Here is a 13,793-nt window from a genome sequence, read left to right as displayed (position 1 = left end):
ATCATGCATCACTATAATGATATTTTAAATTATTTTGAAAACAGAAGTACGAATGAACCAAGCCTTACACAAATGCGATTCAAATTGCAGAAATGCTAATTCTAAACTATTCGCCAAATATTAGCTCTGGTAACGAGAAGATGCTAACCTTGTTATTCGATATGAATAAACTTTGGGAGGAGTATATTTTTAGAATTCTTCATAAATATAAGCCCGCAACTTACAAAGTTTCTTATCAAAATTCCGATAAGTTTTGGGAAAATAAAAGAATTAAACCGGACATATTAGTAACAAATGAAGATGGAGAAAATTTTATCATTGATACAAAATGGAAAATTACTACATCCAATAAACCTTCCGATCAAGATTTAAAGCAGATGTTTGTGTACAATCTACATTGGGGATCTCAGAAAAGTATGTTATTATATCCTCAAGTTGATCAAAAGGATAGTGAGTTTGGAAATTACAAATTCAAATATAATGATAAGCTAAATCAGTGTAAATTGGGGTTTGTAAGCCTTCTCGACTCTGGAAGAATAAAAAAAGGTAAAAATTTAAGTGATGAGATCTTTAGAAAAATTCAATTATAACAGTAATTACTTCGGCAAGTACAATATCAAGATTATCAAAACATAATTGCTAAGGTAACAATTTTGCTGTATAAGCTTGCTCCGGATGATTAAGCATTTCAGGGTATAGATATTCTAATTTTCCTTCAGCAATCATTGGTGTTAAGAATTTTCTTTTAATGTAATGATCATCTTTATTTAAAATAATTGCCAGTTCTGTTGATTTAAAATATTTATCTTGACAAATTTCTTTAATAATTTCTTCAAGTATTGTTACATCATTAACTCTTTGTCCTAATCCAGCAATCTTTTGTTTTATATCTTCACCTACTCTATCAAGTGGTGTACTAAGAGCAAGAACTGGTGTAGTAAGAGTCGAAGGTGGTGTACTAAGAGCTGGAACTGGTGCACTAAGAGTCGAAGGTGGTGTACTAGCAGAGTTAATACCTTGTTTATCAACCTGTAAAAAATCTCCTCCAGGAATGTAATACGTTGCTTTACCTTTACCTTTTTGGTCAAGAATATTCTTCCTTTTAAGATCTCTGAGATCTTGTGTCGCCTTTAATGCATCTACTGTATTTAGCTGACGATATGAATTATTATCAATTGCACCTAATTCCTTTACAAAAATTAAAGAACGTTTTTGATCTTCATTAAGATTAAAATGATCAAAAGTTGCCAACCATTTCATATCTTCTACTCCTAAAAAATGATGTAAAAGAAGTCTTGCTGTAAATTGATTTCGGCTATGATCACTTTCAAAAGTTGGAGGCATCATATTAGCTTTTGCCATCAAAGATCTCATTGAACGAATTCCAGATCCTTTAGTTTCCGCAAGATTAGTTTCATGAAAAACAGCAGCAATAAAAGGATTTCTGTTCTTTGATCCAGGCTCTCCTAAAAAATCTTCAGGTTTAAGTGAAAATCCAGGGTTTTTAATTTCAATCCTATTACCATATCTTATAATTTGTATAGGTTGATTTTCCCTATATGTTCTATGAATTAAAGAATTGACAATAGCTTCACGAAGTACCCTGCTAGGCAATCCAATATTTTCTGCTTGTAATTCACCTTCTGGAAGAAGAAATCCTTTAGGTAAATCATCAGTGATCTGGCTAAATATTCTTTGAACCATCTCCAAAAGTGGACCTCTCATATCAATAGTAGTAAACCTATTTTCAGGATCTTCAATCCAAACATTCCCCGGAACTCTTATGTAATCGACACGTACCATAGGTAACAATCTTCTATGTGAAGGTCGCTTTCCAAAAAGTAGTAATCCGGCATAAGTTAAGTGGATTTTATCTTTTTCTTTCTTAATACAACCTAGAGCGTATAAAAGATCAATATCATTATACTGTAACTCTTCAGCAAAAGGATTTACTTTTTCTCTTAATGTACGATATAATTGAATTGCATCATCGCTAATATCATCTAAAGATGAATCTTGCATTATTGAAGAATCATAAGAATCTTCTTTATTAAAAAACACAAAAAGATCATCATCAGTACAACGCTGATCACTCGATCCTATTCTACGATAAGCACCGCGTGGTAGATTTTCATTTTTAAAATAAACTGGTTTTTGTCCATCTGGAAGCTCAGCAACAAAAACAGAGATAACCCTTTTCCCGTCTATCATCTCTACTTTTATTTCTGGACGGATTGGAATATTAAACATGCTCGCACATTGTGTACTAAGGTCTAATTGCAATTTATCTGGGTCATCAATATCTGACAGAACATAAGAAGGAAAAAGCGAATGCTGTTCTTGTTCAACCCCTAATAAGATATACCCACCACCTAGACCAGGTTCATTCGAAAATGAATTAACAGTTTCTAAAATTGAACGGTCAATAGCTGAAGCCTTTTTCGCTTCAATCCAATTACATTCGTCTGTATGATTTAGAGATTGAATGAGATCTTTAATTTCCATAATTATCGAGTACTACTAAGCATACAAAGTAACAAAAAAACCACTCTACAACCATTTTTTTAAATGAGTTATTATGAATTTTCCAACGTTGACAATATATTACGTCACTGCATTTTTAAACAATAAATTTACAATATCAATAAATTAAAGAATTTTTAAGGTTATAAAGAGATAGCAACCTTTTTTATCAAACATCAAAAGCAACCACTAAGAAATGTTTTAGAATTATGGTTGTTTCAAACTCCGCAAAAATGCGTTTCCGACCACAGGGAGGAATTGCATTTTTGCTGCCGGCTTTCTTTTTAAATACACCAAATGAACCAACTCTCACAAGTTACCTAAACAAGTATAGGAGATCAAATTTTATAAACTTGTAGACATAAAATTCCAAAACTACATCATAAGTTTGAATACAAATAAAAACCTCCAAAGTATTTAAACTTTGGAGGTTTTTATTAACCATTCTCATCAACAGATAATTCAACAAACCTTAATCAAACACTTTCTTACACTCTCTTCGGATTCTTAAAAGAAAACACAATCCTCTTAGAAAGCTCATCAAAACTAATATACCCCTGATAATTTTTACCACCCTTACTAACTAAGCCCTTAATGTAAGCCCACTCACCTGATTCCAATTTCTTCATTTGCCAACCGAACAACCTTTTCCCTCTAAACAACTTCGGAATCTCAACCAAAACTTTATCTTTAGAGATATTCGACGCAGAACTTTTCAAGTCATCTTCAAACAAAAACTCCACGCATTGCATTTCCGCATTAAACTGAAGATTAGCCGATAACTCTTTACCATTTTTTGAAATCATCCCCTCAACAAACAAAGGCTTTCCATCTTTCAGAATTCTCTGTTGTTCCCTATTAAGCTGAACACCACAAACTACCACAGGAATTCTGACAAAATCCAATCTCAAATAAAACAATTCATTGGTTAGCCTATCCAAACTTATCAAAGAAGGAATTAATTCTCCCGTTATTTTATCAAGAAGCTCTACAACCCTACCCAGATTCCCAGATTTCAACAGATTAAATTCATCCTCTTTACTAAGCCTATGACCAAAAAATAACTCGTCAAAATTAGGTTTATCCTTTACTCTATGAATACAAACCACCACTTCCCCATCATTATTTAATCTCAACTGCAATCTTGCATCAGTTTTAACTGCTGATTTTCCATTCTTCAATGATAAAGCAATCACTTTGTCCGTTTTATATCCTTTCAGCAAACTATCTAATACTCCCAACCGCTCCAACTTATCCCTATCAAGACCTATCTCAGCCAATCTTTCCCACGGTACATCTTCCATCTGAAAGCGGTACTGGAAACTATTAATTTCAGAAGACTTTTGATGAAAGCTATTATTTACTCTAAAACAATCTTTTCCAGCTTTTGTTTGATTTCTGATGGCTTCTACTCTCTTGATAGAAACTGCGTATTCATTCAAATCCCTTTTCTCACTATCCGAAGAAGATTCTAAATACTTCTGCAAACCAATTGCAGTTTCTCTTGCTTCATATTCCTTCACTTTAAAAAATGAATAATCAGCAGGATTTTTAAGCTGATAATAAAAATTTGTATAAAAATCTAAAAAAGATACTGCCGATGAATCTACACTTAGTGTTGTATCAATTCCACTCTTGTCAGGCTGAATATCTATGAGATTTCCCTGCTCATTGACATTCTTTACAATCCCCACAGAATTATTACTGTGACGAAGCACCAATAAGGTACTATTTTCTGAAACTACTGTATGATTTCCGATACTATTCATAATGATGATTTGTTAATTAGTTTTTGTGGTTTATCTTATTTTTTAATACACTTTTGGGTGCTTCATTGATAAAAATCTGTCAGTTAATCTTTTTTTTAATCTTATTACTTCAATCATATATCCGATGCTAACTACAATGATGATTTCTTAATTCGTTTTAAATTTATCCTCCCTATTTTACTCTGATTTCGATTTTGTTCACCATAATAATTGATATTGGTAGCTATAATTTATTGGAATATACTGTAATTCGAAGCTATTTAGTTATGGCTATCCTCTAAAAAAATTTCAGGCTTCATCACATCTCACTTATCTTCTCTTCATTTCAAATCGCATCATCTTACACCTTCATTTCACTTCACTTCACTTCACTTCACTTCACTTCACTTCACTTCACCTCAAATCACACCATCTCATCTCATCTCATCTCATCTCATCTCATCTCATCTCATCTCACCAACATTCACTATCAAAAGCAATTGTAAGAAGCCTAATAATTTTCTATACCTATATCAGCCCATCATCCGCAAAAGAATAATGCGAATCCGAAGTCAAAATCGCATGATCCAGCAAAGTCATATTCATCACCTTACACGCCTCTTTAATCTGAGCCGTCATTTTAATATCAGCACTTGAAGGTTTAAGATTTCCCGAAGGGTGATTATGCGCTACGATAATCCCCGAAGCATTACAAAGAAGACCAGCCTGCATCACAATTCTGACATCGACCAACGTTGAAGAAATCCCACACTCTGATATTTTCTTAATTCCCAAAACCTTATTCGCCTGATTCAGATACAATGCAAAGAACGATTCCCTATAATCCATTTCATCAGAATCAAAGTGTTCTCTAAAAATCTTTACTGCATCCCTTGAAGATGAGATTTGCATTTCACAATTTCCCTTTCTTGAATAGCTTAGTTTAATTTCGTTTACAATATTAAAATTCATGTAATGCGCTCCGAGTGCGGCGGAGACATGTATTTCCCGCACCTACTAATTAAAAACCACTAGATTCTGTAATTGCAACTTGAAGGAAATCTTGACTTTTCTATTCTTTAGTTGATTGTAATCAGTAAAACTGATTTACTAATTGATCGTACAAAACATTTATAATTGGATTAGTTGAATTGATTTCTAATTCAAGTAAGGGATTGATTTCTAATTCAATTAGATGAATTAATCTCTAATCCATTTGGACAAACTGATTAATCAATACATTGAATTAATTATGTTTTAATAACATTCTATCAAATGATTTATACAGAGAGAATAAATAAGAATCAAAATTTCAATGAGCTGCATTTGCACCTTGTGAGGTTTCTGACTTTTCTATGCGGATTACCATTCAGGCAGGCACAATGAAAACTGCAATCAATTGCTTGAAAACAATAAGAAAGACAATTGATGAAAGCTTGAAAACTTTTTGCGGAGGGTTTGGAATCTCCGATTCCGGATACCCAAAAAGATTTTTTTCAGCAGTGACAACGGAATAGATTTGCTATAGAAAATGTGATAACCTCAGATGCAGAATGAACATTGAGATTGGTTTGATATAAATTATAATTTTCTCATAAAACCTGAAAAATTGGCTATAATTAGCCCTTTCTTTAATGATAATATTTGAGATTATTATAAATAAAAAATATTTAATGAAACAAACACTATTTTGTACACATTTTGTAGAGCTTTGATAAAAAAGCAATGAATCAACAATATTATTTGTTTTTAAGTATTTTTTCTGCGGTATTTATTTCAAGCACATGTTATGGACAACAGGAATCTCAAAAAAAGTTCAACTTATTTAATCCTGTTCCAAAATCTGAAATGCGAGACATGGAAACCGATCGGCCAGATGTGACAGAATCTCCTTATACTGTAGATGCGGGACATTTTCAGTACGAAACTGATTTAGCAAGATCAGTAAGAACAATATCTGAATCACAGAAAACACATACCCTGCTGATCAATCAGGGGAATATTAAAATTGGAGTATCCGGAACTACCGCTGTGCAGGTTGGATTTCAGACCTATGGAATGCAAAAACAGACTGATCTTTCTTCAGGAAGAATTTCTAAATCACAGGGATTTGGAGATATTAATCTTAGAGTTAAACAGAATATCATTGGCAATGATAAAGGAAACTTCGTAATGGCAGTTCTACCTTATATTAAATTTCCAACTTCTCATTATGATACAGAAAGTAAACTGGAAGGAGGTTTAATTATACCTATGCTTTATAAGCTGCCTAATGAATGGAATCTTGGATTTCAGGTAGAAGCAGACAGATTCAAGGATAAGAATCAGCCGTCGATGCATACTGAATTTTTACAGACCTTAACACTCAGCCATTCTTTGACTAAAAATATTGATGGCATTGCTGAAACCTACTATACATATGATTTTAAAGCGCATCAATTTTCTAATTACATTAATGCCTCTATTCAGATAGAAGCTGCCAAGGATCTCAAATTTGATGCAGGAATTAATTACGGATTACAACATTCTGCGGAAAGACATTTCTTCGTTGGCGCATCCTATCGTCACTAAAATCTAATCCATTATGTGTAAGTTGAATTTGTGCTTTATATCCTTTATATCGTAGAGAAGAACTCTTTGGAATGTATTTTGAATCTACAAGGTAAATCGAACTGAATGCAGCAAATATACTCTCAATCTCTCGCCTTGATAGGAGGCGGACCCGCAGCACTGATGATACTCAAACATATCGTTGAAAATAAACAATATCCTAAAACTATCACCATTTTTGAAAAAAATGACAGACTAGGCGTTGGGATGCCTTATGGAAAAAGTGGCTCAAATAATGAACATGTGGCGAATATTTCTGCGGCAGAACTTCCGGATTTCGAAATCCGTTTTGAAGAATATATTACGAAGCATCCTCCTCATGAATTCACAGATTTTTATTCCAATTCAACCTTTAACGTTAATCAAGTGATTCCAAGGTTGGTCTTGGGTAACTATCTTGAGTACATGTTTTTATGGTATATCAAAGCTGTCCGAAAAGAAGGTTGTGTTGTAACTGTAAAGACAAATTGTAAAGTGGATGATATAACATTTAATAATGGTAATCAATATATAATATCAACAAGCTCGGAAAATTTGTTTAATGCCGAAACTATTATTCTCTGCACAGGACATTTCTGGCCGAAGAAATATGAAGACCAAGTCAAGGGCTGGTTTGATTCACCCTATCCTCCATCGAAGTTTACTGCAGAATTAAATGGTCATATTGCCATCAGGGGTACATCTCTTACTGCGGTTGATGCTGTGAAAACACTTGCAAGATTGAATGGAACCTATGTGAGCCATAAAGACGGGAAACTCACCTATGAACTTCATGAAGGCTCTGAAAATTTTAAGGTCACTTTATTTTCAACAGGAGGTTTTCTGCCTGCCCTGCGATTTCACTCGGATGGAGAGGCATTTTCGAGTTCTTGGCTGATGTCACTCAAGGATATCTATGACTATAAAAGCCGTCACGGTGGTTTTGTCGATCTTGACTATGTGTTTGATATCAATTTCAAACAACCTTTGAAAGAAAAAGATCCTAACTTCTATGAAAAGATAAAGGATCTCAACATCGAGGCTTTTGCAGAACAGATGCTTGAATTACGTAATGAAGCTGACAGCTTCGACCTTTTTAAAGCAGAATACTTGGAGGCAGAGAAATCTATTGACCGCAGACAGCCAATAAGCTGGAAAGAAATGCTCGCCAACTTCAGCTATGCCATGAATTATCCTGCAAAGCATTTTTCTGCTGAAGATATGTTGCGGTTGAGAAAAAGCATGATGCCATTGATTTCCGTAATTATTGCATCACTCCCACAATCGTCATATAGAGAGATCATGTCTTTGTATGAAGCTGGGCTGATCGACCTGATCCAAGTGGACAAGGACAGTAAAGTTGTCCCACATAAAGAATCCGGAGCAGTTTATCATTATACCTCCGAAGACCAACAAATGCTGGAAGTACATTATCCCATCTTTATAGATGCTATCGGTCAGCAGCCTATCGACTATGATGATTTTCCCTTTGAAGGAATAAAAAAAGAAAGTATGCTAAGCCAAGCCTATTTAAGCTTTAAGAATAATGAAAATGCAATAGAATTATTATCGGATGAAAAGCATCAAGTTTACAAAGGTTACAATGACAATTACTATTTAAGGATTCCGGGATTGGAGATCAATGATTATTTCCAGGCTTTGAATTCATACGGAGAAATTATCACTGGACTCTACATTATGGCAGTGCCCCTGATTGGTGGTCTAAATCCTGATTACTCAGGACTCGATTTCTGTGATACAGCTGCTGAACGAATCGTATCATCTTTATTTACAAAACAGTTGAATGATCCTGATGCGGAGGAACAGGATGATCTAGTGAGCTGATGCTGTCTATGATTTCTATTTTCCTTTTGAAAATTATTTTCTACAGCTAGATGAATCATTCATGAAAAAATAAAATCCAGATTATTCACTGTAATACTTTTATATATTTTTAAATTTAAATTTTCGAAGAAGGCTTTCAAGCCTTCTTTTTGATTGCGAAACAGCTGATTATGGTCTCAGTTTTGCAAACTTTCATTAAAGATTTATTCAGAACTATATTTTTTATCATCACAAAATAAATACTATGAAAATATTTCTGACAGGTGCAACAGGTTATATCGGTAAACGCCTGCTCATCCAACTGCTTACTGCCGGGCATCAGGTTATTTGTTCTGTAAGGGACAGTAAACGTTTTGATATTAAACCTTACAATACTTTCAGAAATCAAATCAGCATCATTGAAAATGATTTTAATGACATTACTAGTCTGGATAACATACCTGAAGATATAGAGATTGCTTATTATCTCATTCATTCTATGTCATCTAATGCTGATTTCAGCAGGGCTGAAAAAATAAGTGCCCATAACTTTGCTGATGCGGTAGGAAAAACCAACTGTAAGCAAGTAATTTATCTGACAGGGATCGTGAATGAAAAGGAGCTTTCTAAACATCTACAGTCCAGAAAGGATGTTGAAGAACAACTTAAATCAAATCATTACGGATTGACTGTGTTACGCGCAGGAATCATTATTGGTTCAGGTTCCGCATCTTTCGAGATAATACGTGATCTTGTTGAAAAACTGCCTTTTATGATTGCGCCCAAATGGTTGAAGACCTTATGCCAGCCTATAGCCATAAGGAATGTCATTGAATTTCTTACAGGAGTTATTGGAAATCAAACGACTTACAATAGGCATTATGACATTGCCGGTCCTGATATTCTATCTTATAAACAAATGCTGCTGATCTATGCTGAAGAAAGAGGACTGAAACGAGTTATTGTCTCTGTACCGGTTCTGAGCCCTAAATTATCTTCCTATTGGCTCTACTTTATCACCTCCACATCTTATGTTCTTGCGAAGAATCTTGTGGATAGTATGAAAATCAAAGTGGTTGCAGAGAAAAATAGTCTGGCAAATGATTTGGGCATAAAGCTTCTATCCTACCGTGAGAGCCTTCGCCTCAGCTTTGATAAAATAGAGCAAAATGATGTACTCTCCACTTGGTATGATTCATTTGGCAGTTACCGCTATAAAAAAGATGTATGGAATTTTCTTGAAGTTCCGAAGATGGGTGTTTTTAAAGATCGTAAGTCCCGAAAAATAAAGAATGAAAAGAAAACACTGGATCTTATTTTTGGTATTGGAGGTAAGAATGGCTGGTATCATGCTAATTTCTTATGGAGTCTAAGAGGAAGTATTGACAAACTTTTCGGGGGTGTAGGCCTCAAAAGGGGAAGAAAAAACAATAGCAGTTTAGATCCTGGAGATTCTCTAGATTTCTGGAGGGTATTGTATGCCAGCAGAGAAGAAAAAAAACTACTATTATTTGCTGAGATGAAGCTACCGGGAGAAGCCTGGCTGGAATTTAAAATTGTTAATGACTTACTGATTCAAGAAGCAACCTTTAGGCCTCTTGGGTTATGGGGAAGGCTATATTGGTATGCTGTGCTGCCTTTTCATGGCTATATATTTAAAGGAATGATTAAAAAACTAGCAGATGAAAAATAAGATTTTTGCATCTTTTATGATGATGCTTTTTCCGATTTCTTTAATATCAGCTTTTCTAATCTTAAAGCCTGATTCTTTTCTTGGGATCTTGCTAGCTGCAATATTGTCTTTATTGCTCTGGTTTGTACTCCATTCCATCATACTTTTGATTAGTTTTATCATATTCTCTACGGATAATATTAAATAAAAAACATCTAATGCTCAATACTGATGATTCAACTTTTCTTCTGTTAAATAATATGATAATCCTCGATTAGGCTTCAACTAATCTCGATTGAGATACAGCCGTTGTTATTTTAATATCCAACTTTGCTTCATCAATTTAAAACATTAAAATAATGTAGAACAAAGAAAATAAAGTAGCATTGGTATCGAGTTCGAATACTGGTGTAGGATTTCAAATTGCTAAAGCCCTTGTAGAGAACGGGTACATCGTATATGTAGGTTCTCGTGACCTTCGAAAAGGCGAAACCGCTGTTGAAGAACTGGGTGGATCTGCAAAAGCCATTCAGCTGGCTATTACAGATTCTGATTCTATCAACACAGCTTTAGAGACCGTTAAAAAAGAACACGGATATTTGAATTTATTGGTCAACAATGCAGCAATCTCTCACGCTGGATTATCAGGACGTACGATGGAAGAAGTTTTGGGTGCACAGCGTGCCAGTATCGCTCCAATAAGCGAGCTTAAAAAGGTCTGGGATACGAATGTATTCGGAACATTAGCGTTGACGCAGGCATTTTTACCTCTATTACATCAAGCAGATAATGCAAGGATTGTAACCGTTTCCAGTGCTTTGGGATCACTCGGCATCAATTCTAATCCGGAAAATCCTTACCGCTCGAATTTTGATGCCATCTATGGTGCTTCGAAAACGGCGCTTAATGGAATTTTTCTTTCACTGGCGATAGAATTGGAAGACACTAATATCAAAGCTCATTTGGTAAGCCCAGGATTTACGGCGACAGCCCTTAATAATTTTCAGGGAACGGATTCAGTAGAAGAAGGCTCAAAAGAACCGATCAGAGTTGCTTTGGCTGAAGATCTTCCAACAGGAAGCTTTACAGGTCCTGCTGATTTCAGTGGGGAAGATAATGTTCTTCCTTGGTAGTTTTAATAAAAAACCTATGATCTTTGGTCATAGGTTTTTTATACATTTATAGTATGAAATCCGAGGACGATAAATTGGTACGCTTCATCTCGATATCGGAAAGCCATCAAGCTTTCGGACTGCCTGCACCACAACATCCTCTGATCAGTCTTGTCCATTTCAATAAGGATAATCCATCTAATACGGCTATGACACCAATCTATGATATCCTAAGCTTTTATAAAATCACCTTAATTATCAGTAATAAAGGAAGATTAAAGTATGGCAGGAATTACTATGACTACGATGAAGGTAGCATGTTGTTCTTAGCACCTGACCAGCTAGTAGGAAACACCGATTATAACAGTGAGATCTATTGCTATATTTTACTGATTCACCCTGACTTCCTGCTAGGTCATCCTATTGCACGAAAAATAAAGCAATACAGCTACTTTTCTTATGCCTCCAATGAGGCACTGCATCTTTCAGACAGTGAAAAAGAAGTCATCTCAGTTTATCGAATCATGGAGCAGGAACTGAACAGCCGCGTAGATGAGTTCAGTCAAGAAGTTATAATTGCTCAGTTGGAGTTGCTGCTCAGCTATGTTATCAGGTTCTACAAAAGGCAATTTATCACCAGAAAAGTGGCTAATAACGATACCCTTCAAAAAACTGAAAGTATCCTTGAGGATTATCTCAATAATCAGCTATCCTTGCAACAAGGTCTTCCGACTATGCAATATGTGGCGGATCAGCTGAATATCTCATCTGGTTATCTGAGCGATCTCTTGCGCTCATTAATTGGACAGAATGCCCAGCAGTATATCCGACGTAAAGTCATCGAAAAAGCGAAAGAGCGACTGACAAATACCAATCTGACAGTGGCTGAGATTCCTTATGAACTTGGGTTTGAGCATCCACAGTCTTTTAGCAAGATGTTCAGGATAAGGACAGGTCTATCAACGCTGGAGTTTCGGAACACCTTTAATTCATAGAAGTCACCTCTAGGTAATATTTTTACAGTCAAAAAACTATATTTTTTAGCATGGCGTCCTTTTTGGTAGATGATTAAAAAATAGAATTATGTCAAAAGATAAATTTAAAAAAGGCAATATAGTTATGCTTAAAGAAGGTGGTCCTAGAATGAAAGTTGAAAAAGTTGTTAAAGATCTCAAGGCTTATGTAGCCGATGAAACGATTGATCCTATCGTAACATCTATTGAAACATTACATTTTATTGATGAAAAACCCGTTCACGGATTATATGCTGAAAACCTTCTTAAAAAATTGAAGAATTAATATTAGATAAAGAATCAGAAAACTATGATGTATTGACAGAATTAGTTTTTATCATCGACGATAGTCGGAGATTTTTTTTATCGAGTGGGAGCCGGGATTGATTAGTTAAACCATCCATAAAAATCCTTAATTTATCATCTATTTTAAATAGTTGATTTGAAAAAGAGGCTGTCTCAAAAGGTAAACTAATGCTCTGAGAATCTCCTAAACGACAAAATTTGTCAGACAGGAGTCCGAGAGTGGGGGTACTTTTGAGACAGCCTCTCTTAAGTTAAAGTAGTGATTAAAAAAAATGATTAAGCTTTAGCGGTATCCCTTAAAGCTTTGATTTTATCGTGAGATGTTCTGAGGGACTGCTTGTGCTGACGAAGCAGCACTTTCGTTTCCTCCATAACATCTTCATCCTCAATGGCCGACTTATAAGCCTTTTGCGCTGCATCCTCGCCTGCTTCGCAAGCACTTAAAACGGATGCTCTGTCATTGACAGCAAAAGCAGACTTAACATCCATCCACGCTCTGTAAATTTTTCCTGAGGTTGTAGTTCCATCTTCTGTAGAACCTCCATATTCGAGTATCTTGTTCTGCAGTTCTACTTTGTATTGCTGACTTTCGGTCACCATACTGCTGAAAACTGTTTTCAGATCAAAATGTTCATCATCTTGTAATTCGTCAATTGCTTTTTTATAGCCTTCAATCCTGTCGTTGTTGATTTTAATGAGGTCGTTCATCGCCTCAATGCATGCATCGTGATTCATAACTTTTATTTTTTTATTAATAAATTGGTTTGGACTCTAATACTTGCAAAGACTGTTCCGCTCTATTAAAAAAAAATAAATAAAAGGAATAATAAGCTGCATCTAAACATAGCCAGAATTAAATACAATTATATAATAAAACCCGTAGTGCATTATAAAAAAGGTTACTCATAATACGAAAATTTCGTATATTGTATTGACTACCAATCTAATACATTATGAATAACCTAGATGCAATTTACGATTTTATTTTAAAGGAATTAAGAAAATT

Annotated in this window: 11 protein-coding genes and 1 pseudogene; 7 read left to right on the top strand and 5 right to left on the bottom strand. The window is 34.8% G+C overall.

Annotated elements, in window-relative coordinates; all coding sequences use genetic code 11:
- Window positions 1-74 precede the first annotated feature (74 nt).
- Window positions 75-590: pseudogene (locus tag RTY06_RS15865) on the top strand (5-methylcytosine restriction system specificity protein McrC); the annotation flags it as partial.
- 49 nt (window positions 591-639) lie between these two features.
- Here RTY06_RS15865 and RTY06_RS15860 read toward each other — a convergent pair.
- From RTY06_RS15860 to RTY06_RS15850, 3 genes are all read right to left on the bottom strand, one after another.
- Window positions 640-2,505 (bottom strand): ATP-binding protein, encoded by a 1,866-nt coding sequence (locus RTY06_RS15860; RefSeq protein ID WP_312825942.1) that lies wholly within the window; start codon window positions 2,503-2,505, stop codon window positions 640-642.
- A 506-nt stretch (window positions 2,506-3,011) separates the two neighbouring features.
- Window positions 3,012-4,292, bottom strand: coding sequence for a DUF3945 domain-containing protein (locus RTY06_RS15855; protein WP_312825941.1), 1,281 nt, complete (start codon window positions 4,290-4,292; stop codon window positions 3,012-3,014).
- Between the two features lie 507 nt (window positions 4,293-4,799).
- Window positions 4,800-5,183 carry a JAB domain-containing protein gene (locus tag RTY06_RS15850; RefSeq protein ID WP_312825940.1) on the bottom strand — a complete coding sequence of 128 codons (384 nt, stop codon included), beginning with the start codon at window positions 5,181-5,183 and terminating at the stop codon, window positions 4,800-4,802.
- A gap of 813 nt (window positions 5,184-5,996) precedes the next feature.
- Between RTY06_RS15850 and RTY06_RS15845 the strand changes: the two genes are divergently transcribed.
- From RTY06_RS15845 to RTY06_RS15835, 3 genes are all read left to right on the top strand, one after another.
- Window positions 5,997-6,842 carry a transporter gene (locus tag RTY06_RS15845; RefSeq protein WP_312825939.1) on the top strand — a complete coding sequence of 282 codons (846 nt, stop codon included), beginning with the start codon at window positions 5,997-5,999 and terminating at the stop codon, window positions 6,840-6,842.
- 105 nt (window positions 6,843-6,947) lie between these two features.
- Window positions 6,948-8,705, top strand: coding sequence for an FAD/NAD(P)-binding protein (locus RTY06_RS15840; RefSeq protein ID WP_312825938.1), 1,758 nt, complete (start codon window positions 6,948-6,950; stop codon window positions 8,703-8,705).
- Between the two features lie 244 nt (window positions 8,706-8,949).
- A complete protein-coding gene (locus RTY06_RS15835) occupies window positions 8,950-10,377 on the top strand; it encodes an SDR family oxidoreductase (protein WP_312825937.1) in 1,428 nt (475 codons plus the stop codon).
- On the opposite strand, the gene RTY06_RS15830 is transcribed toward RTY06_RS15835, so the two are convergent.
- Window positions 10,360-10,539: a hypothetical protein gene (locus RTY06_RS15830; RefSeq protein WP_312825936.1), complete on the bottom strand. Its 180-nt coding sequence runs from the start codon at window positions 10,537-10,539 to the stop codon at window positions 10,360-10,362. The genes RTY06_RS15835 and RTY06_RS15830 overlap by 18 nt on opposite strands.
- Before the next feature lie 203 nt (window positions 10,540-10,742).
- Between RTY06_RS15830 and RTY06_RS15825 the strand changes: the two genes are divergently transcribed.
- The 3 genes from RTY06_RS15825 (at window position 10,743) to RTY06_RS15815 (ending at window position 12,767) form a co-directional block, all read left to right on the top strand.
- Window positions 10,743-11,489: an SDR family NAD(P)-dependent oxidoreductase gene (locus RTY06_RS15825; protein ID WP_312825935.1), complete on the top strand. Its 747-nt coding sequence runs from the start codon at window positions 10,743-10,745 to the stop codon at window positions 11,487-11,489.
- A 53-nt stretch (window positions 11,490-11,542) separates the two neighbouring features.
- A complete protein-coding gene (locus RTY06_RS15820) occupies window positions 11,543-12,463 on the top strand; it encodes a helix-turn-helix domain-containing protein (protein WP_312825934.1) in 921 nt (306 codons plus the stop codon).
- Between the two features lie 88 nt (window positions 12,464-12,551).
- A complete protein-coding gene (locus RTY06_RS15815; RefSeq protein ID WP_312825933.1) occupies window positions 12,552-12,767 on the top strand; it encodes a hypothetical protein in 216 nt (71 codons plus the stop codon).
- A gap of 296 nt (window positions 12,768-13,063) precedes the next feature.
- Here the strand turns inward: RTY06_RS15815 and RTY06_RS15810 are convergent, their stop codons facing one another.
- On the bottom strand, window positions 13,064-13,522 hold the full coding sequence (locus tag RTY06_RS15810; protein ID WP_312825932.1) for a PA2169 family four-helix-bundle protein: 459 nt from the start codon (window positions 13,520-13,522) through the stop codon (window positions 13,064-13,066).
- Window positions 13,523-13,793 lie beyond the last annotated feature (271 nt).

The organism is Epilithonimonas sp., assembly GCF_032055105.1.
Taxonomy (GTDB): domain Bacteria; phylum Bacteroidota; class Bacteroidia; order Flavobacteriales; family Weeksellaceae; genus Epilithonimonas.
The sequence above is the reverse complement of the archived record's forward strand: the minus strand, read 5'-3'. Positions and strand labels throughout refer to the sequence as shown.

What these genes read in the sequence shown, in the direction of transcription:
- RTY06_RS15860 (WP_312825942.1), bottom strand. Translation starts at nt 2,505, where the DNA reads ATGGAAATTAAAGATCTCATTCAATCTCTAAATCATACAGACGAATGT.
- RTY06_RS15855 (WP_312825941.1), bottom strand. Translation starts at nt 4,292, where the DNA reads ATGAATAGTATCGGAAATCATACAGTAGTTTCAGAAAATAGTACCTTA.
- RTY06_RS15850 (WP_312825940.1), bottom strand. Translation starts at nt 5,183, where the DNA reads ATGCAAATCTCATCTTCAAGGGATGCAGTAAAGATTTTTAGAGAACAC.
- RTY06_RS15845 (WP_312825939.1), top strand. Translation starts at nt 5,997, where the DNA reads ATGAATCAACAATATTATTTGTTTTTAAGTATTTTTTCTGCGGTATTT.
- RTY06_RS15840 (WP_312825938.1), top strand. Translation starts at nt 6,948, where the DNA reads ATGCAGCAAATATACTCTCAATCTCTCGCCTTGATAGGAGGCGGACCC.
- RTY06_RS15835 (WP_312825937.1), top strand. Translation starts at nt 8,950, where the DNA reads ATGAAAATATTTCTGACAGGTGCAACAGGTTATATCGGTAAACGCCTG.
- RTY06_RS15830 (WP_312825936.1), bottom strand. Translation starts at nt 10,539, where the DNA reads ATGATAAAACTAATCAAAAGTATGATGGAATGGAGTACAAACCAGAGC.
- RTY06_RS15820 (WP_312825934.1), top strand. Translation starts at nt 11,543, where the DNA reads ATGAAATCCGAGGACGATAAATTGGTACGCTTCATCTCGATATCGGAA.
- RTY06_RS15815 (WP_312825933.1), top strand. Translation starts at nt 12,552, where the DNA reads ATGTCAAAAGATAAATTTAAAAAAGGCAATATAGTTATGCTTAAAGAA.
- RTY06_RS15810 (WP_312825932.1), bottom strand. Translation starts at nt 13,522, where the DNA reads ATGAATCACGATGCATGCATTGAGGCGATGAACGACCTCATTAAAATC.